The 17940-nt window shown below is 64.2% G+C and carries 22 protein-coding genes and 1 tRNA gene; 13 read left to right on the forward strand and 10 right to left on the reverse strand.

The annotated features are described in order from the left end of the window. Nucleotides 1–5 precede the first annotated feature (5 nt). A complete protein-coding gene (locus tag ACFVUS_RS28500) occupies nt 6–200 on the reverse strand; it encodes a hypothetical protein (protein WP_387772983.1) in 195 nt (64 codons plus the stop codon). Here ACFVUS_RS28500 and ACFVUS_RS28505 point away from each other — a divergent pair. Further along, a complete protein-coding gene (locus ACFVUS_RS28505; RefSeq protein ID WP_387772986.1) occupies nt 199–1179 on the forward strand; it encodes a helix-turn-helix domain-containing protein in 981 nt (326 codons plus the stop codon). The two genes, ACFVUS_RS28500 and ACFVUS_RS28505, sit on opposite strands and share 2 nt — an antisense overlap. 63 nt (nt 1180–1242) lie before the next feature. Here the strand turns inward: ACFVUS_RS28505 and ACFVUS_RS28510 are convergent, their stop codons facing one another. Together ACFVUS_RS28510 and ACFVUS_RS28515 are read right to left on the reverse strand one after the other, a co-directional pair. Beyond that, nucleotides 1243–1755: a nitroreductase/quinone reductase family protein gene (locus ACFVUS_RS28510; protein WP_387772989.1), complete on the reverse strand. Its 513-nt coding sequence runs from the start codon at nt 1753–1755 to the stop codon at nt 1243–1245. A gap of 158 nt (nt 1756–1913) precedes the next feature. Continuing rightward, nucleotides 1914–2732, reverse strand: coding sequence for an AraC family transcriptional regulator (locus ACFVUS_RS28515; protein ID WP_387772992.1), 819 nt, complete (start codon nt 2730–2732; stop codon nt 1914–1916). 173 nt (nt 2733–2905) lie between these two features. On the opposite strand from ACFVUS_RS28515, the gene ACFVUS_RS28520 reads away from it, so the two are divergent. From ACFVUS_RS28520 to ACFVUS_RS28540, 5 genes are all read left to right on the forward strand, one after another. Then, nucleotides 2906–4309, forward strand: a complete 1404-nt coding sequence (locus tag ACFVUS_RS28520; RefSeq protein ID WP_387772995.1) for an MFS transporter — start codon at nt 2906–2908, stop codon at nt 4307–4309. Nucleotides 4310–4341: 32 nt separating this feature from the next. Continuing rightward, nucleotides 4342–4935, forward strand: coding sequence for a nuclear transport factor 2 family protein (locus ACFVUS_RS28525; RefSeq protein ID WP_387772998.1), 594 nt, complete (start codon nt 4342–4344; stop codon nt 4933–4935). Nucleotides 4936–5082: 147 nt separating this feature from the next. Beyond that, on the forward strand, nt 5083–5724 hold the full coding sequence (locus tag ACFVUS_RS28530) for a TetR/AcrR family transcriptional regulator (protein ID WP_387773001.1): 642 nt from the start codon (nt 5083–5085) through the stop codon (nt 5722–5724). A 3-nt stretch (nt 5725–5727) separates the two neighbouring features. Next, a complete protein-coding gene (locus tag ACFVUS_RS28535) occupies nt 5728–7350 on the forward strand; it encodes a GMC family oxidoreductase (protein WP_387773004.1) in 1623 nt (540 codons plus the stop codon). Further along, the gene (locus ACFVUS_RS28540) at nt 7347–8804 is read left to right on the forward strand and encodes a flavin-containing monooxygenase (protein WP_387773007.1); all 1458 of its coding nucleotides are present in this window, start codon (nt 7347–7349) and stop codon (nt 8802–8804) included. The genes ACFVUS_RS28535 and ACFVUS_RS28540 overlap by 4 nt, the downstream gene beginning before the upstream one ends. A gap of 92 nt (nt 8805–8896) precedes the next feature. Here the strand turns inward: ACFVUS_RS28540 and ACFVUS_RS28545 are convergent. Beyond that, nucleotides 8897–8969 (reverse strand) — tRNA-Arg (locus tag ACFVUS_RS28545). A gap of 125 nt (nt 8970–9094) precedes the next feature. On the opposite strand from ACFVUS_RS28545, the gene ACFVUS_RS28550 reads away from it, so the two are divergent. After that, entirely contained in the window at nt 9095–10084 is a 990-nt protein-coding gene (locus ACFVUS_RS28550; RefSeq protein WP_387773009.1) for a hypothetical protein, read from the forward strand. 188 nt (nt 10085–10272) lie between these two features. Here the strand turns inward: ACFVUS_RS28550 and ACFVUS_RS28555 are convergent, their stop codons facing one another. Beyond that, the gene (locus tag ACFVUS_RS28555; RefSeq protein ID WP_387773012.1) at nt 10273–10788 is read right to left on the reverse strand and encodes a hypothetical protein; all 516 of its coding nucleotides are present in this window, start codon (nt 10786–10788) and stop codon (nt 10273–10275) included. Nucleotides 10789–10977: 189 nt separating this feature from the next. Here ACFVUS_RS28555 and ACFVUS_RS28560 point away from each other — a divergent pair, with 189 nt between their 5' ends. Continuing rightward, entirely contained in the window at nt 10978–11430 is a 453-nt protein-coding gene (locus ACFVUS_RS28560) for a YybH family protein (protein WP_387773015.1), read from the forward strand. Between the two features lie 51 nt (nt 11431–11481). On the opposite strand, the gene ACFVUS_RS28565 is transcribed toward ACFVUS_RS28560, so the two are convergent. Beyond that, a complete protein-coding gene (locus ACFVUS_RS28565) occupies nt 11482–11709 on the reverse strand; it encodes a hypothetical protein (protein WP_387773018.1) in 228 nt (75 codons plus the stop codon). A 171-nt stretch (nt 11710–11880) separates the two neighbouring features. Between ACFVUS_RS28565 and ACFVUS_RS28570 the strand changes: the two genes are divergently transcribed. After that, a complete protein-coding gene (locus ACFVUS_RS28570) occupies nt 11881–12288 on the forward strand; it encodes a hypothetical protein (protein ID WP_387773021.1) in 408 nt (135 codons plus the stop codon). A gap of 254 nt (nt 12289–12542) precedes the next feature. After that, the gene (locus ACFVUS_RS28575; protein WP_387773024.1) at nt 12543–12806 is read left to right on the forward strand and encodes a hypothetical protein; all 264 of its coding nucleotides are present in this window, start codon (nt 12543–12545) and stop codon (nt 12804–12806) included. Between the two features lie 207 nt (nt 12807–13013). Here the strand turns inward: ACFVUS_RS28575 and ACFVUS_RS28580 are convergent, their stop codons facing one another. Further along, on the reverse strand, nt 13014–13652 hold the full coding sequence (locus ACFVUS_RS28580) for an FMN-dependent NADH-azoreductase (protein WP_387773027.1): 639 nt from the start codon (nt 13650–13652) through the stop codon (nt 13014–13016). Nucleotides 13653–13858: 206 nt separating this feature from the next. Between ACFVUS_RS28580 and ACFVUS_RS28585 the strand changes: the two genes are divergently transcribed. Together ACFVUS_RS28585 and ACFVUS_RS28590 are read left to right on the forward strand one after the other, a co-directional pair. Next, a complete protein-coding gene (locus tag ACFVUS_RS28585; RefSeq protein ID WP_387773030.1) occupies nt 13859–14281 on the forward strand; it encodes a winged helix-turn-helix transcriptional regulator in 423 nt (140 codons plus the stop codon). Nucleotides 14282–14746: 465 nt separating this feature from the next. After that, nucleotides 14747–14992 (forward strand): CsbD family protein, encoded by a 246-nt coding sequence (locus tag ACFVUS_RS28590; RefSeq protein WP_387773033.1) that lies wholly within the window; start codon nt 14747–14749, stop codon nt 14990–14992. A 90-nt stretch (nt 14993–15082) separates the two neighbouring features. Here ACFVUS_RS28590 and ACFVUS_RS28595 read toward each other — a convergent pair whose 3' ends face one another. Continuing rightward, nucleotides 15083–15631, reverse strand: a complete 549-nt coding sequence (locus ACFVUS_RS28595) for a TetR/AcrR family transcriptional regulator (RefSeq protein ID WP_387773036.1) — start codon at nt 15629–15631, stop codon at nt 15083–15085. Nucleotides 15632–15827: 196 nt separating this feature from the next. On the opposite strand from ACFVUS_RS28595, the gene ACFVUS_RS28600 reads away from it, so the two are divergent. Next, the gene (locus ACFVUS_RS28600) at nt 15828–16772 is read left to right on the forward strand and encodes an SDR family oxidoreductase (RefSeq protein ID WP_387773039.1); all 945 of its coding nucleotides are present in this window, start codon (nt 15828–15830) and stop codon (nt 16770–16772) included. 79 nt (nt 16773–16851) lie between these two features. Here the strand turns inward: ACFVUS_RS28600 and ACFVUS_RS28605 are convergent, their stop codons facing one another. Further along, a complete protein-coding gene (locus tag ACFVUS_RS28605; RefSeq protein WP_387773042.1) occupies nt 16852–17349 on the reverse strand; it encodes a nucleoside deaminase in 498 nt (165 codons plus the stop codon). A gap of 28 nt (nt 17350–17377) precedes the next feature. After that, nucleotides 17378–17848, reverse strand: a complete 471-nt coding sequence (gene cynS / locus ACFVUS_RS28610; protein ID WP_387773045.1) for a cyanase — start codon at nt 17846–17848, stop codon at nt 17378–17380. Nucleotides 17849–17940 lie beyond the last annotated feature (92 nt).

Below are 17940 nucleotides of genomic sequence, written 5' to 3' on the forward strand. Positions count from 1 at the left end.
GCTCCTTACGACTGGATGACAATCCGTTTCCAGTATCGACCGCACCGTGCGATGCCGTCCTTGGCAGTCAGCGCGGCGCTCTTGGCAATGCGTGCGCAACCGGCCGCGGGCCACGCGGTGGGCCGCGTTTCCGCTGCGCTGATAACGTCGTCGACGTGCCGGTGTCCGCGCGCGGGGGTGATACGGGGAGGATCGGTCATGTCCGTACAGTTCCGATCTGACGACGAGCCCGCGCGAACACGCCTGGACTACTGGAAGAATGTGCTGTCCAACGCGCTGGCGCCCATCGAGGTCAGCGTCCCCGGCAATGACGTGCGCGGCCACATCCATCAGGCCGAGCTCGGACCGATCAGCGTGATGAGCTTCCATGCCTCGGCCATGCAGGTCAGCCGGACCCCCGCGCTCATCGGGCAGTCCGATCCGGACATGTGCAAGATCAATCTCTCGATCGGCGGCGAGGGGATCTTCGAGCAGGAGGGCCGCGAATCCCGGGTGCTGCCGGGCGAATTCGTGCTCATGGATCTCGCCCGCCCGAGTCATCTCGCCATCGAGCGATGGCAGCAGATCTCGATCGTCATGTTCCCCCGTCGACTGCTTCCGGTGCACCACAATCGGATTCGGGAGATCACCGCGGTCCGGTTCGCGGCGGATGATCCGTATGCCGCGCTGGTCGCGTCGCTGAGCCGGGAGCTGATCGCGCATCTCGATTCCTATGACAGCGCGACCGACGCTCGGATCGGCACCGCCTTCCTCGATCTGCTGACGCTGGCCGTCGCCTCGCGGGTGGATCGGGTCGCGACCGTGCCCGTCGAAACCCGGCAGCAGGCCATGCGGATGCGGGTGCAGGCGTTCATCGAGCAGCATCTCGGCGACCCCGACCTGTCACCCGCCACCGTCGCTGCGGCACACCACATCTCGACTCGTACGCTGCACACGCTCTTCGAGGGTGAGGACCACACTGTCGCCGCCTCGATTCGGCATCGACGCCTGGAGAACTGCCGCCGCGACCTCCTCGACTCACGCCTGCTCGACCGCCCGGTCGCCGCGATCGGCGCGCGCTGGGGATTCCGAGATGCCGCCGCGTTCAGCAGGGCATTCCGCGCGACGTACGGGGTGCCACCGAGCGAGTATCGTGCCACGCGAGCCAATTCCGGCCTCTGGGCCCAGCGCGCTCCCTGAGCGTCCCGCATCCCGCATCCCGCAGCAGATGCGGGGGAGCGGGGCGCCTCGCTTCGCGGGTGTTCAGCCCTCGCCGAGCAGGGTCAGCACGACCAAAGGAATCGGCCGGTCAACCTTGGACTGAAAGTCCGCCAGCAACGGGTTTTCCGCCAGCGCCCAGGCCGCGAACTCGTCATATTCCGAACCTTCGAGCACCGTGCCACTCGCCCGATAGGTCTTGTCCTCGAGCTCGATGGTGACCTGCGGATTCGCCTTGATGTTGTACCACCAAGCCGGGTACTTGTCCTCGATGAACGAGCTCACATACATGGTGTCGCCCCGATACAACGGACCCAGCGGAGTCGTGTGCGCCTTACCGCTTTTGGCTCCGGTGGTGGTGAGCAGGATCAGATTCCCGCCCGCATACGCACCGCCCACCTTGCCCGAGTTCTCCCGGAACTCGGTGATCACATCAGCATTCCAGTTGCCGATACTGCCGTCCTGGTCCCACGCTTGATTCCACGGCGCGTTCGGATCGTCGTAGTCGGTGATGTCGGCCTGATCGGTCTGTCCCACAGTCGATTCGGTTTCGCTCATGAGTTGAGTATGTCCGCGAATTAGGACAGCTACCGTCCTAGCTCGGCGACGATTTCGAGGCATTTCGCAGGGCAACATCCTGCGAGCCATTGAGTGTTCCGAGTCGGGCACCTGGCTTCATATGTACCGGTGCCGTCGATGATCTCGCGGCGAGGCATTCAGGACTTTCTAGCCGCAGCAAATGCGGACGGCTGGAAGGTGTTTCGCTGTCGCGCGTGCCGGAGATCGCTCTGGTAGTTGCCGGGGGTTTGGCCGATGATCGCGGTGAAGGCTTCGATGAAGCTGGTGGGATTGGCCCAGCCGCAACGCATTGCGGTGTCGGTGACCGTATGCCCGTGCCCGAGATGTACGAGGGAGTGTTGGACGCGGAGCAGGGTGCGCCATTGGTGGAAGCCCATGCCTAGTTCGTTGCGGAAGAGGCGGCTGAGGGTGCGTTCGCCGGCGCCGGCGGTGCGGCCGAGTTCGGCGAGAGTGGCTGGTTCGGCGGGGTTGGCGTGTAGGAGGGCGGTGACCGTGCGGAGTCGGTCGTCGGTGGGTTCGGGGAGGTAGAGCGACTGTTCGGGCAGGTCGGTCAGTTCATCGACGACCACCCGCAGTAGCCGGTCCGCGGCGTCGGGGTGCAGGGGGCTGCCCGCGGTCAGTTTCAGCACGGCCTCGCGGAGCAGGGCCGATACCGCGAAGACGTTCGGGTGGGTGGGCAGTGCGGAGCACAGGTCGTGGGGCACTTCGAGGATGCTGATCTCGGTGGTGCCGTAGGCGCGGTGATAGTGCTCGAAATGCGGTGGTGTCCAAGAGATTCGGTCGGTCGGTGACACCCAGGTGCCGCGTTCGGTGGTGGTGGCGAGTACGCCGCTGGCCGCGTACAGCAGTTGTCCGTGCGCGTGCGTGTGCGCGGCGACCCCTTCGCCGTGTGCGAGTGACCATCGGCCTTGGACGGGGTCGTCGCCCGACCAGTGGGTGTGGCGGCGTTCCGGCATCGATATTCAGATTACCGATTTCCGGCCCACCTGGCTGCGTGGGGAAATGTTGGCGGGAATCCGGAATCGGCTGTCCGGCAAGCGGTAGCGGGAGTGGTCCACCCAGCCCAGAGTAGTTAGGTAACCCTAATAACCGCGACGGTATCGCGGATGCTGCCGAGAGGGATAGCCGAATGTCGACTACGACGACCAGAACACCACTGAGCGCGGGGCACGGAGACGAGATACGCGTATGGCCGGTCTTGGTGCCGCTCATGCTGGGGACGCTGACATACGGCGTATTGGGATCGGTTGTGGTTCCGGCGCTGCCGCTGCTGCAACGGGACCTACACACGAACGAGAACGGCGCCACCTGGCTGTTGACGGCCTACTTCCTGGCCGCTGCGGCCGCGACGGCTGTTATCGGCCGACTCGGCGACATGTTCGGCAAGCGGCGGATGTTGTTGATCGTGCTGGCCGTGATGGCGGCGGGCGGGCTGGTCTGCGCGGTCTCGAACTCGCTCGGACTGGAGATCGCCGGGCGGGCGATGCAGGGTCTCGCGGGTGGGCTGTTCCCACTGGCGATCGGGATCATTCGCGACGAGTTCCCGCATGAGCGAGTCTCAACGGGCATCGGCGCGGTGACCGCCACGATCGGGCTGGGCTCGGTGGGCATCCTCCTGCCGGGTCTGATCATGCCGCAACTGAGCTGGCACTGGCTGTTCTGGATTCCAATGGTTTTCACGCTGATCACACTGGCCGCCACGTGGGTGCTGGTCCGGGAGTCACCGGTGCGGCCCGGCGGCCGGGTCAACTGGATCGATGCGGCGTTGATGGTCGTCGGAGTCACGGCCGTCGTGCTGGGGATCAGTGAGGGTGCGACGTGGGGCTGGTCCTCGGCGCGCACCATCGCCACGATCGCGGGAGGCGTTGTGGTGTCCGGTATTTGGGTCGTGGCCGAGGCGTCGAGCAGTAATCCGCTGATCACCATGAGGCTGATGCGTGTGCGCGGGGTGTGGACCACCAATGTCGTGGCGTTCCTGTTCGGTGCGGGCATGTACGGGGCATTCGCGATCTATCCGATTCTCGCGCAGCTGCCGGTGCATGCCGGATTCGGTTACGGCGCTTCGATTCTCGAGTGCGGCGTGTATTTCCTGCCCATGTCGATCGCCTCGATCGTGATCAGTCCGTATGCCGGGCGTCTGGCCGCGAGAATCGGAGTGAAGTCCGCGCTGATCGCCGGAACCCTGGTCACCGCAACCGGATTCGCCTATATGGCCGTGCGAAGCGATCATCCCTACGACATGATGATCAGCCTCGGCCTTATGGGCCTGGGCTTCGCCGTCGCATTTCCCACGCTGATGACCCTGATCGTGCATTCGGTGCCGGTCGAAAATGTCGCGGAGACAGCGGGTATGAACACCGTCGTCCGCATGATCGGTGGCGCGATCGGCACTCAGGTCGCGGCCACCTTGATCGCAGGTCCCGGTGATGTGCCGAACGCACACGGATTCACCGCCGCCTTCGCCACTTTGGCGGTCTTCACGGTCATGGCCGCCTTCGCCGCGGCGCTCGTGCATTCCCGGCACGCGTCCTGAACACAGCATTGGACACAAGGAGGCTGACAAGCATGCAGGACAATCGAATTGCCGACCGACAGGCGATCGGCGAACTGATGACAGGCTGGATTCATCGCGACCGACAGGACTGGGATGAGCTGGCTCGCCTATTCCACGCCGATGCCACAGTTCGGATCCTCTGGTTCTCAGGCCCGGCGCGCGACTTCATCGAAGGCTCGCGCCGCATGAGCGCCGGTCCACTGCGCAGCAAACATTTCATCGGTTCCCCGGCCATCCGCTTCGCCGGTGATCGTGCGTTCGTGGAAACCAACACGATCCTCATCGCCGATCACTTGGACGCGAATCTCGGTGCGACAGTTCACAATCGCTTCCTCGACCGCGTTGCGCGCATCGACGGCATCTGGCGCATCTGCCACCGCGATTCAATCTACGACATGGGCGGATTCGCCTACCCCTTCGGTACTTCCGGCGCCGAGCCCATCGATGCCGAAACCCTGCACCGTCACCCCCGCGAATACGCGGCGCTGGCTTACCTACTCGAACGCACCGGCCTCACGGTAACCGGCCCGTTCCCCACCCGTTTCAGCGATCAGGAACGAGACATCCTCGACGCGGGCCGAGCCTGGCTGGCCGAAAGCCCCTAGGTTCACTCGGTTCGAGAATCTCGGTGGCAAGGGACAGTCCCGGTCACCGAGATGGTTTCCGGCTGAGCTGCTCCGCTCGAATACCTATGTCCCGCAATAACCTTCGGCCTATTGACATATAGAGACCGATTGGTTGCAATCTGCTGTGTGACCGAAACCCAGCGTGTGCGCCGCACCCAAGCCGAGCGCACAGCCTCCACGAAGGCAGCATTGGTAGAAGCGACGATCGAGACCATCACCGAGATCGGCTACTACCGTGCTTCCCTCGGCGAGATCTGTACCCGGGCAGGGGTTTCCAAGGGCGGACTGTTCCGTCACTTCGACTCGCGGCTCGCGCTGGTCGTCGAAGTCGCCGAGGAGGTCGGTCGTCGACACCTCGCGGGCTTTCGCGCCCTCGGTGACGCGCCCGTCGGTGAGATGCTCGTGTTGACGCGGAACCAGTCGCGCGCGCAGATCAACGCGGTCTGGTTCGAATTGCTGATCGCCGCGCGCACGGATGCCGAGTTGCGCGAGCAGCTCACTCCGGTGGCGGCCCGGCTCTACGCCGCCGTCGACGAGCTCGCGGTGGTGCCCTCGGTGGGCGCGGGAGTCGATCCCGCGGTGCTCCGGTTGATGGGCACCTCGCTGGTGCACATGTTCGACGGCGAGGCCGTCCTGCGCGAAGTCCTGCCGCGACCCGAGCTCGAGGACGCTCGTTTGCAGGCCGCGATCGAACTGAGCAATGCCCTTGTCGCACTTCGCCGTAACTATCCGTCCGTCGCCATCGAGCGATCCGACAAGGAGAACTGACCCATGGTTCGAGAATTACCGCGCGACACATCCGCGGACTACATCGTGGTCGGCGGCGGCAGCGCCGGAGCGGCCACCGCACGCCGGATCGCCGATGCCGGTGCCGAGGTGCTGCTGCTGGAAGCGGGCGGCCGCAACGACTCTCAGCTTGTCCGGGTTCCGGGCATGGTCGGGGCGATGCACGGGGTCGGCGCGCTACAGCGCAGCGTCACCTGGCAACCGCGCACCAGCCCGCAGCCGCATGCCGCCGACCGCCGGGTATCGCAGATGCACGGACGCGGACTCGGTGGCGGCAGTGCTGTCAACGGGATGATCTGGTCCCGAGGGCATCACAAGAACTATGACGACTGGGCGGCGGCCGGTTGCGTCGGCTGGAGTCATGCGGATGTGCTGCCGATCTTCAAGCGCATGGAGGCGTTCGAGGACGGCGCGAACGACTACCGCGGCGGCTCGGGCCCGATCGGTGTCACCCGGGCGCGCGATCTCGCCGAGGTGACCGAAGCCTTCCTCGGCTCGCTCGCCACGACCGCGGGGGTTGCCCGCAACGACGATTACAACGCGGCTGAGCAGGAAGGCGTTTCGGTCGCCCAATGGAACGCGGCCGGTGGGCGTCGGCAGAGTTCGGCGGAGGCGTACCTGCGCGATGCGCCGCCGAATCTGCGGGTGCGGACGGGTGCGCAGGTCACGCGGATCCTGATCGACAAAGGCGCGGCCGTCGGCGTCGAAATCGCGACCAAGCGAGGCACGGAACGTCTTGTCGCACACCAGGAAGTCATCGTGAGCGCCGGTTCGTTCCGCACGGCTCAACTGCTCATGCTGTCGGGAATCGGACCGGCCGCACACCTGGCTGAACATGGGATCGCGGTACTCGGTGATCTGCCGGTGGGGGAGGGCCTGCAAGATCATGCCGTTGTCCCCGTGGTCTACAACGTGACCGAAGGGCCGATCCTGGGTCCGGCGAAATTCGTTGCCGCGATGGCAAAGGAGCGCATTCGGGCGAACTCGACCTTCCTGGGCGGTTCGTACATGGAGGGCATCGCGCACCTCAGGTCCGAGTTCGCCGATGGCGTGCCCGATCTGCAGTTGTTCGCGACTCCGCTCGGTCGCCGCGGCGCCGATGCCACGATCCCGGGAGTTCACCCCGATATCGACGGCGCCTGCTTCACGGTCTATCTGGTGCTGCTGTATCCGGAGAGCTCGGGCACGGTGCGGCTGGCATCGCGCGATCCGTATGCCGCGCCCGTGATCGACCCTCGCTACCTGAGCGCATCCGCGGACCTCGACGTCCTGATGTCGGGACTGGAGATTGTTCGCGAGGCGATGGCACACCCGGGGACCGCGCCCTATGTGCGCGCCGAAGTAGCCCCCGGCCGCGCCGGCACCACGCCTGCGGCCGCCCGAGAGGACGCACGCCGTCGGATCTCGAGCGTCTATCACCCGACCGGCACGTGCCGTATGGGCGTGGATGAACGAGCCGTGGTCGACCCCGATTTGAAGGTGCGCGGCATCGAGCGACTGCGCGTCGCCGACGCATCGGTGATGCCGTCCATTCCCGGTGGCAACACCAACGCGCCGTCGATGATGATCGGCGAGCGCGCCGCTCAATTGGTCCTGGAGGACGCATGACCCCCCTGTTCGAGGTTGCCGTGATCGGCGCCGGTATCTCCGGTCTCGGTACCGCGATCAAACTGCGCGAGGCGGGAATCACCGACTTCGTGGTGCTGGAGAAGGCCGACAGTGTCGGTGGCGTGTGGCGGGACAACACCTATCCGGGGTGCGCGGTCGACATCCCGTCCATCGCCTACTCGTATTCCTTTGCACCCCATGACAACTGGAGTCGAAAGTTCGCACCGCAGCCGGAGATACTGTCCTATCTGCGCGAGACCGCCGATAGCTTCGGCGTCAGCGAGCATCTACGCCTCGGAGTCGAGGTATTCGAGGCAAGCTGGGACGAACCGCAGCGATGCTGGGTGCTGGACACCAGCGACGGCGAGATCCGCGCCCGCTCACTCGTCGCCGCCGCCGGACCATGGCATGAGCCGAGCCTGCCCGACATCGACGGCCTCGACTCCTTCCCCGGGCCGGTGTTCCACACCTCGCGCTGGGATCACGAGGTCGATCTGACCGGACAGCGCGTGGCGATCGTCGGAACCGGAGCCTCGGCGATCCAGGTGGTGCCGAGCATTGCCGAACAGGTCGCCGAACTCCATGTCCTGCAACGGACTCCGCAGTGGGTGGTGCCCAAGATGGAGCCCACACCGTCCCGGCTCCTGCGCCGCCTGGGCGCGCATCGCCTGCGATGGGTGCACGAATTCAACCGTCGCCGTGAGGAATTGATCCTCGAACTCACCAATATCGCGTTCAACCATCGCTGGGGTCAGGCGGCCTTCAAGTGGCTCGGACGCCAGAACATCCACGGGGCCATCGAGGACCCCGCGTTGCGTGCGGCCCTCACACCCGAGTGGTCGGTCGGCTGCAAACGCCTGCTGATGTCGAGTGACTACTACCCGGCGCTCGCCCGCCCGAACGTCTCGGTCGTCTCGACCGGCCTGACCGCCGTTCGGGGTAATACCCTTGTCGGCGAAGACAATTCCAAAACCGAAGTCGATGTCGTGATCATGGCGACCGGATTCAAGATCCTCGATATGCCGATCGCGGGCAAGGTCAAGGGCAGTGACGGGCGCACCCTGTCCGAGCACTGGGACGGCAGCCCACAGGCCTACCTCGGGACCACGGTGCCCAGCTTCCCGAACCTCTATATCCTCTTCGGGCCTAACGTTTCTGCGGTCGCATCGGGGTTCCTGATCATCGAATCCCAACTGCAGCAAGTGATTCAAGCGCTATCTCATCTGCGCCGCAGCGGCGCGCAATCGCTGGAAGTCCGGCCACAGGTAATGCGGCAGTTCAACAACGACGTCCAAGCCGCACTGCAAAGCACGGTCTACAACTCAGGCGGATGCCGCAGCTACTACTTCGACAAGAACGGGCGCAACGGCTTCTCCTGGCCCTGGTCGGCCCGCCGCCTGCGCCGCATGACCGCACGCTTCAATCCAACGGATTACGTCGTGACGCGCGCGTAAGCGGGAAGGCCTTGCGCAGCGTTTCCGTTGCCGCACAAGCTCATCGATGGACCGGAACCGTTGATTGATCGTGGTGAGCGATGTCCTGACGGCGCCCCCGGCAGGATTCGAACCTGCGACCCACGCTTTAGAAGAGCGTCGCTCTGTCCCCTGAGCTACGAGGGCAGCCCGATCAGAAACATACCTGCTTCTCTGACGGGACGTAGTGCGACATGTCCACTCAACTATGCCGAGACAGTCGCAATGCTGCCGGGTAGCGTGACGATCCGGTTGTATTTCAGGGGAGATCAGTGCAGGCACAACGTATTACCACCGAGCGACGGGTATCAGCTCTGTCCTGGGAGGGCGACGATCTGGTCGACCCTTTCCATGGCCCGACCCGGTGGACAGCCGACGGCACCGCCGACTCGCCACAGATTTTCCGTATGTTCGGCGGGTCATTCGATCATGCGGCGTTCTCGCCATCGAGCGGATTTCAAGTCCTGTATGCCGAACGCGGCACCAAGGCCCTGTTACTGCGTGATGGGGAGTTGGTTCGTGAACTCGATCGAAGCTATTACCACGCAGAGGATTTCGACTATCCGGTCGCGCTGGGTGCGCTGCCCGATGGGCGCGAAGTCGTCGTGCATTGCCCCAACGAGTACAACGTTCTGCAGATCGAGGATGCCGAGACCGGTCAGCGGCTCACCGATGGACCCCGAACCCCGCGGGACATGTTCCACTCGCGACTCTCGATCAGTCCCGGTGGCCGATATCTCCTTGCCGCAGGCTGGGTGTGGCACCCATACGGTGTCGCGATGATTTTCGATCTGACTGCAGCGGTGCAGGACCCGGCGGTGCTCGACGGCGCGGGAATCCTGCCCGCCGACATATCCGACGCCGAGATCGAATCCGCGTGCTGGCTCGATGACGATCGTGTGGTGATCGCCGCCTCGAATGAAGATCCATTCGAGGGCGACTCCGGCAAGCTCGCGCCCGGGGAACTGGGCATCTGGTCCGCGGGCTCGGCTCGTTGGCTTCATCGCTCTCGCGTAAACCACAGGGTCGGGACAATGATCGCCTGTGGTGAACACGTCATGTCGTTGTATGGTCACCCGCGCCTGATCGATCCGATCTCGGGGCGAACGCTCATCGAATGGCCTGACGTAGACGCCGGAACCAAGGACGGTAGCTACGGGGTCAGACACATCCCCACACCGGTCGCCGCCGCACATCCGGACGGAACGCGCCTGGCCATCGCACAATCCGACCACATCGCCGTCCTCAAATGGGAGCGGTGACCCGCGATCGAGAGTGGGAACGACACGGATCGCACCTGGTGCACCGAACGTACGGAATCGCGAGGTGGCCGGTGTGACTCGACGGAAGATCAACGGGCGCTACCGATTCAGCGTCTTCCTGATGCACTGAAATGCCGATGAGCCAGCGTGAGCCGTAACTTCAAGATTGAACGAGACGATAACAGGAACTAAGTCCGGCGCAGCACAACGATGTCCCGTCCATGGCCGGCTTGCGTTGCCAGATCCACAATCAGATCCGCCTGGTGCATGTTGGTAGCCATTACTTCGTTGGAGTCGCCCCGCGTGAAGCTGATCAGCGCCAGACCGATCTCAAGGCTGCGCTGGCCGCATTCCTTGAGCAGATTGTAGGCGATATCGCCTGAGTCCCAGCCCTTCTCGATCAGGTCTGCTACGCGAGCATCGAACCAGTCCCAGCTCGGACCGTAGTCGGTGAAGCAGTGAATCAACCACTGCACTCCCTCGCGGATCCAGTCGGGGGATGCCTGCCAATCGAAGGTGACCAGGCGATTTTCGCCTGCGTCGCAGGGTTCCTGCATCTGGTCGATCAGAGCTTCCCAGCCGAGGTCGTCGCGATCTGCGCCGCCCATCCATGGGCGGTCCTTTACGTACGCATCCGGGTCGTCGATCGCGACCTGAACCGCGTCGACCAGTTGCGTTCTGTGCTCGAAGATCTCGCGAGCCATCGCGATAACCGGTGACTCGGTAGCCGATTTGAGGGTTGAGTCCGACACGAAGCCTCCGCAGCCTCACAAGTTCCACTGTGCCGCTACAGGTTACGGGCCAGGGCCGACAGCCGACAAAGTCCACATCGGGCCCTCGAGTGGATAGTGAACAGCTATGAGAGCCCTTACGGGTACACGTAGGTTGGAACCATGACTGTCGATTCATACCGGGAGCGTCCGAGAGCCGCCGTTGCAACGGATTCGGAGCGCGCGGTGGCTGCGATAACAGAGGTGTTCGGGAGTCTCGAAACCGCGCTCGTGGCAAAGGATGCCATCGCGTTCGACAGGGTCTTCACCGATGACGTGGTTTTCATCAATCCTGCGGGCTCGGTGTTTCAAGGATGGGATGAACTGCACGCCTACCACCTGGAGGCGATGCGGAACAGTCCGGACGCAGAGGCGCACTACACGATTCTGGCTGTGCGGCTTATTGGGGGTGGGCATGCGATCGTCACTGTCGAGCAGACGCTGCGGACGCCGGATTTCTCGGTAACCAACCGTGGCACATGGGTTTTCACCGAACGAGACGACTGCTGGTGGGTCTGTTCGGTACACAACACGAATGTGGCGGGCAGCGCTGTTCAGCTGGGCGCTGACCGCTAGTTTCGTTGTTGAGGGCATTTCGTAATCTGACCGAGTCGGTCAGTGACGCGGTTAGGGAGTGATCTCGATTCCAGTGGAAGACCACACTCGCCATCGGCTTGATGGCATGTAGACGATGATGCCTTCCTGACTGTGTTCCACATGAACGTCGTCGGTGAGACCGTTGGCGCCGTCGTACTCCACGATCATGTAGTCACCCGCTGCGAGTTGTCGCTCGTCGCCCTGGATCTCGAACGTCACGGTCATCGGCTGGTCGCCAGCCTGGATGCGCACCCTCATGATGCGAACCTATGGCATTGGCGGGCGAACGCCTGAGCCCAACCCCGCGCGCCCGTTTCGCCTAGCTGGAAGAAGTTCGATAGCTAGTGAAACGAATTGGCGTCCGGGAACGGTATGCCGGGCGGTCGGAACAACGGAAGAGAAAGAGCTCGCTATATGAGAAGCCGCCGCATGCTCGGTGTTGTCGCTGCCACTGCGCTGTTCACCACCGCCCTCGGGGTCAGCGCGTCGACGGCGAATGCGCGGGAACTGGCGGAAGGGGTGTCCTGCGAAGGGTTTACCTGCCGAAACGACACCGACGTCGCCTATCGCGTGGAGTCCATGGTGACCTGCTGGGCACCGACCGGCGTCCCTGCCATGTCGACGGCCGCGGCGACCACCTACGTCCGAGCTCATGACACGGCTCGGGTGATCGCGGTATGTCCCACGGTCATCATGCCCGGTGAGTTCGAGCAACAGCTGCCGATGCTGCAGCCCGACGGCGGTTTCGCGACGCAACCGCCGGTTTGGAAGCCGGGCCGGGTTGTTGCCGGCCTTCCCTACTCCGCCGATCACATCAGCGCGACCGTCGCCAAATAGTGAGACGCCAGAATGACCGGTGAATTCGGTTAGTTGCAAGATAGACCCAAACCTCTGGCGTACGAACGAGACGAGGGTCGGTGTGGGCTTTAGAACCGTGGTGATCTCTGAGGATCTGCCGTTTGCGTTGCCATCATGGTTCGTCGAGGCCCATCCCGACCTGCACTTCGGCAACGACGGGGACGGACTGCCTCGGCTGCCGATAGTTCTACGGCGCCAAGGACGATCAGCTCTTTCTCGACCTACAGCGGGCGTTGAACGAAACTTCGTCATGGAGCCACAATGTCGAGCTGATCCTGTTTCACGAGTGCGGTGGGATTACCAAGGTGATGGTCACGCGCGACCGGATACGCATGGCCGAACCCACGGGCTGGTCCGAGGTCGACGAGATCGAACACTGGTACTGCGGCTGCTCACTCGACACTCAAATCGAGCTGGGGCGCTCCGAACCCGAAGAGCGGAGCCGCTCCGAGATCGGAAAGGCCGTCGATCCAGGAGTCGGGTCGGATGAAGAGTGAGGATCCGAATGCCGAAGCTTGTCGGCAAGCCCGACAAGCGCATCAGGAAGACGTTCTCGACGTCCATACGTGAGGCCTAGGTGTCCTTCTATGCCGCTGACCGCACTGACCGAACCGGTCAGCGCGAGGCCTCGAAAGATCAACGGGCAGAGCGCTGTACGGCTACCGGTCGCCTTCGCCCGAGCAGGTTCGTCATCGAGATTGACGTTATGCGGCGCGGGCAGAGGTGACGGTTTCGGCGAGGCTGCGAGCTCGTTCGTGGGCGTCGGCTATGGATTCCTCGTGCAGAGCAAGGAGCGGGGTCAGTGCTGGGTTGTGAGGAGCCATGGTGAGCTCGGGAATTACCGTGATCACCTCCAGCCCCAGGAGCCGCCCGAGCACCGCCTCGAGCGTGGGCACCACGAAGTCCAGCCCTTCATTCGGAGTACCGGGGCCGTAGCCGCCGCCGCGCGCGGAGATCAGCACGGCCGGACGACCCGCGACGGGTGAGGCACCGGTGATGTTCAAGGTGCGGTCGACGACGATGATCTGATCCAGCCATGCCTTGAATGCCGACGGCATCGTCAGGTTGTACATCGGCACCGTGAACAAGTACGCGCTCGCACCGAGGAATTCCTCGATCAACTCGTCCTGCATCGCGGCGGCCGCGGCTTGCTCAGGGGTGTAGTCGGCAGGGTCGGTGAGACGGGCGGTGATGCCTGCGGCGCTCAGGTGCGGCACGGCGGTGGCAGCGAGGTCGCGATGGACGACGGCGCCCCGCCACTGGTCGAGAAAGGACTGCGCGACCTGGCGAGAGACCGATGCCTCACCGAGCGAGGACGAGTCGATGTGCAGCAGGTATGTCATGGGTGTGCCTTTCCGAGGGACTGCAGGGGCGGGATGCGAGGGGAAGCTGTGACCGCCGAGCCCGTACAGGCGAGATGACTGCCCAGATCTCCACCCGCATACCCCTACCTGCAATTCATACGATTTGTTCGTAGCGCCATGATGCGCCAGTATTGGAGGCGGTACAAAAGGCACTTTGGTGTGCGTGACGGAGTGGGATGGGTGCCATGCAGGACAACACCGCGATCGAGATGGCGGCCGCGAGCGGGCCGTGCGCGGGGATCCCCGCCGACCACATGGCCTTCATCCGGCAGGTGCTCGACCGGGTCGGCGACAAATGGAGCATGCTCATCGTCGCGGTGCTCCAGGACGGCCCCCTGCGCTACACCGACCTGCAGCGTCAGATCCCCGGCATCTCCCAGCGCATGCTCACCCACACCCTGCAACAGCTGAAGCAGGACGGCCTGATCACCCGGGCCGCCTACGCCGAAGTGCCACCCCGGGTGGAATACGCCCTCGCCCCGCTCGGCGTGGGCTTGCACGACATCGTCATGCAGCTCATCGGCTGGGCCGCCGACAACCACGACGAAATCCAAGCTAACCGCGCCCGCGCCGACATCCCACGCGCACGGCTGCGGTCGAGGTCGTAGCCGCCGTCGATGAGAACTGTTGGTCACTGTCATTCACGAAGCGGGGTCGGCTGTTTGCTATCGCATAACTTGATCGGAGATCACCTGCCGAAGGGGGACCGCTCTTGGGCGGAACGGCCCCCCACCGACGGCAAGGAAAGCCCGTCATGGGAATCCGGCATGCGGTTGCTGATCCCCACTCGAATAGTAGCCAGAAATGCACCAGACACTCCGATCTCTGCGCATTCCTGGCACTGACTGTCCGTCATCGTGCGCACAACGTCACCGGCCGGTCCTTTCCGGCGTGCTGTCCGGCGGTGGGCGTCGCTCGTTTCCATCGAGCGCAACCAGTGCCCCTGTGCCGAACAAGGGACGCACGGGTGTGATTGGGATCGCATGGACCGATTCCTCGGCCCGCGATTGGCATCCGTTTGGCCGGGTAGGTCTCGTTTGTCGATGTGCGGCAACATATTTCGGAGGTATGCGATGTCCGAGCACAAGAGCGGTCCCCTCGAAGCTGTTGAAGGGGTCGTCGAAGCGGTCAAAGGCAAGGTCAAGGAGGTCGCCGGCGCGGTTGTGGGGAACGACGATCTGCGCCAGGAAGGTAGCGCTCAGCAGGACAAGGCCGAGTCCCAGCGCGAGGCGGCGGCCAAGGAGGCCGAAGCCGAGAAAGCTCGCCTCGAAGCCGAGGTCAACGAGCAGCGCCAGCGCCTGTATCAGCAAGGGCAGTAACGGCCTGCGCGCCTGAGGAACTCGAACGGACCGGATGCCCGCCAGCGGGTGCCCGGTCCGTTCTCGGTATCGCACGCACGTACACGGCGATCAAGTGATCAGTCCGCGCAGGATCGTCTCGGCCATAGTGCCGCTGTCGTCGCTACCGTCTGGTTGGCCCAATCGCCGAGCCAGGGGCCCCTGCCCATACAGCAGCGCCGGTTTGGTGATTGCGAAAAAGAAGACGTGCCAAGGGATGTCGCGGATGCGCCCGGCGGCGACGAGTCGCTCGAAAACCGGCTGGACGGCCGTGGTGAACGGTGCGATCAGTGCAAACAGATAGTCCAGCCGATCCGATTCGCGGGCCGCTTCATAGTCGATCACCTGATTGAGATGGGGATGTTCGGCGCTGGCCCGGTGAAAGACGCGAACGGCCTCGGCCAACCAGTGCAGGTCGTCTTCGGGCTCGGATAGCAGTGCCGGTGCCAACTGGCCACTGAGAGCTTGGAATTCGTGATCCACGACCGACCGCCAGAAGACATCCTTGGAGCCGTATCGGTCATGGATGAATGTGTGTCCCATACCGAGTCGGTCGTTGAGCACACGGACCGAGACCGCGTCATAGCCCAGCTCCGCGAAGGCGCGCAGGCCCTTGTGCATCAATTCGGCGTGGTCCGGCGTCCGGCGTTCGCGTTTCGGCCGTCCCGGTCCCTGGCGCATGCCCTGTTCCTTCCCTGACCTGCCCCGACAGTTAAATCAGGCAGGTGCCTGATATTATAGGGTGTGTGGTCGGAAGCTGTGCCACTGCCTTTCACGACTCGACCTCGATCAGCGAGCCAACGACAGGAGTCAACCCATGGCACGCACACCCGCGGACATCACGATTCCCGACCTTTCCGGAAAGCGCGCGGTCGTCACCGGGGCCAGTGACGGTATCGGCCTCGGAATCGCCGCCAGACTGGCTGCGGCGGGAGCCGAAGTGCTACTGCCGGTGCGCAATCCGCGCAAGGGCGAGGAAGCGATCACCAAGATCAAGCAGCTGGCCCCGCACGCAGATCTCGCGTTGCACTCGCTGGACTTGTCCGCGCTGGACTCCGTCGCGGCCTTGGGCGAGACCCTGCGCAATGAGGGCCGTCCGATTCACCTGCTCATCAACAACGCGGGTGTGATGACTCCGCCCGAGCGGCAGACCACCGCCGACGGGTTCGAGCTGCAGTTCGGCACCAACCACCTCGGCCACTTCGCCCTGATCGCCCACCTGCTGCCACTGCTGCGCGCCGGGCAGGCCCGCGTGACCTCGCAGGTCAGCATCTCCGCCAATCGCGGTGCGATCAACTGGCAGGACTTGAACTGGGAACGCTCCTACAACGGCCAGAACGCCTACAGTCAGTCGAAGATCGCCCTCGGGCTCGTCGGTCTCGAGCTCGACCGTCGCAGCGCCGAAGCAGGCTGGGGCATCACGAGCAACCTCTCGCACCCCGGTGTCGCACCGACGAGTCTGCTCGCCGCGCGTCCGGAGGTCGGCCGCGATCGAGACACCGTGGGGGTGCGCCTCATCCGCGCGCTGTCCTCCCGCGGCATCCTGGTCGGAACCGTCGACACCGCGAAACTCCCTGCCCTGTATGCGGCAACCGCCCCCGACGCCCTCGGTGGCCGTCTGTACGGGCCGAGCGGACCCGGGCATCTCGGTGGCGCTCCCGCTGAACAGAAGCTGTACACGCGTCTGGCCAGTGTCGAAGCCGCACAACGCATCTGGAAGATCTCCGAAGAACTGACCAAGGTCTCCATCCCGGCTCGCTGACCGAACAGCCCGGCTGACTCTGCTCGACCACCCGGTCGTGAGCAGCCCTCTGACTGGTATTCGCCGCCTCGTGTCTATCTCAGGCGGTGAGGGCACCGGGAACGCGGCGCTGCCCGCCGTTGTGGTTCTGCCACAACCGATATACCTCGAGAGCGTCCTCGCGCGGCTCGTGGCGCATGGGTAGACGGCGCTGGTCGGGGGCCTTGGCGAATTCGGTGTAGAAGGTGTCGAGTTCGAAGTACTTGCGGTCATCGACGTAGTGCGGCTCGTAGGCCTCGCGGGTGGTCAGGAAGACCACCTCGTCGGGGGAGCAGTAGTACAGCGAGCCCAGGCACATCGGACAGGGATGGGCCAGCACGTAAATGGTTGTGCCGGTGAGATGCTCGGTGCCCAGCCGCAGGCAGGCCTGGCGGATGGCGAGGATTTCCGCGTGTGCGGTCGGGTCGCCGGACTGGGCGACGAGATTCGGGCTCTCGGCGAGGATTTCGCCGTCCTTGACGATGACGGTCGCGAACGGCCGCCCACCCGCGTCGACATTGCGGCGGGCCAGATCGATGGTGTGCTGAGCGAAGTCCATGAATGTGCTCCCGAGTGTGCCGAAGGTGTCAGAACGGTTTGGTGGGAAGGTATTTGCCGTCCAGGGTGATCACCGCGCGCTCACCGCCGTCGGGGTCGGCGACCTTGCGCACGTCGAGTTTGAAGTTGATCGCGGAGATGATGCCGTCGCCGAACTGCTCGTGGACAAGGGCTTTGAGGGTGGTGCCGTAGACCTGGAGCATCTCGTAGAAGCGGTAGATGGTCGGGTCGGTGGGCACGCGATCGGCGATCGAGCCGCGGGTCGGGATCGTCTGCAGCAGTCGCGCCGCGTCCGCGTCCAGGCCGAGCAGTTCGGTCACCGCCGTGGCCGCGTCCGCCGGCAGCGGATGCTGGCCCAGGACCGCGGCGGTCACGAATGCGACGGAAAGCCCTGCCGCATCAGCGATTTGCTGCCACGACAGATCCTTGACCATCTTGGCTTCGACAGCGGCGTTGGCCAGCAGTTGACGAGCGGTGGGATCGAACTGGGAGTGGATCATTGTCGGAACATCCTTTTCGTGGGGAGGCTGCTTCCGCAGGCGCGGAAGCATTCGGTGATGACGGTGCGCCAGGGGTGTTGGCCCCGAAAGGT

Source organism: Nocardia sp. NPDC058058 (assembly GCF_042885355.1).
GTDB lineage: Bacteria > Actinomycetota > Actinomycetes > Mycobacteriales > Mycobacteriaceae > Nocardia.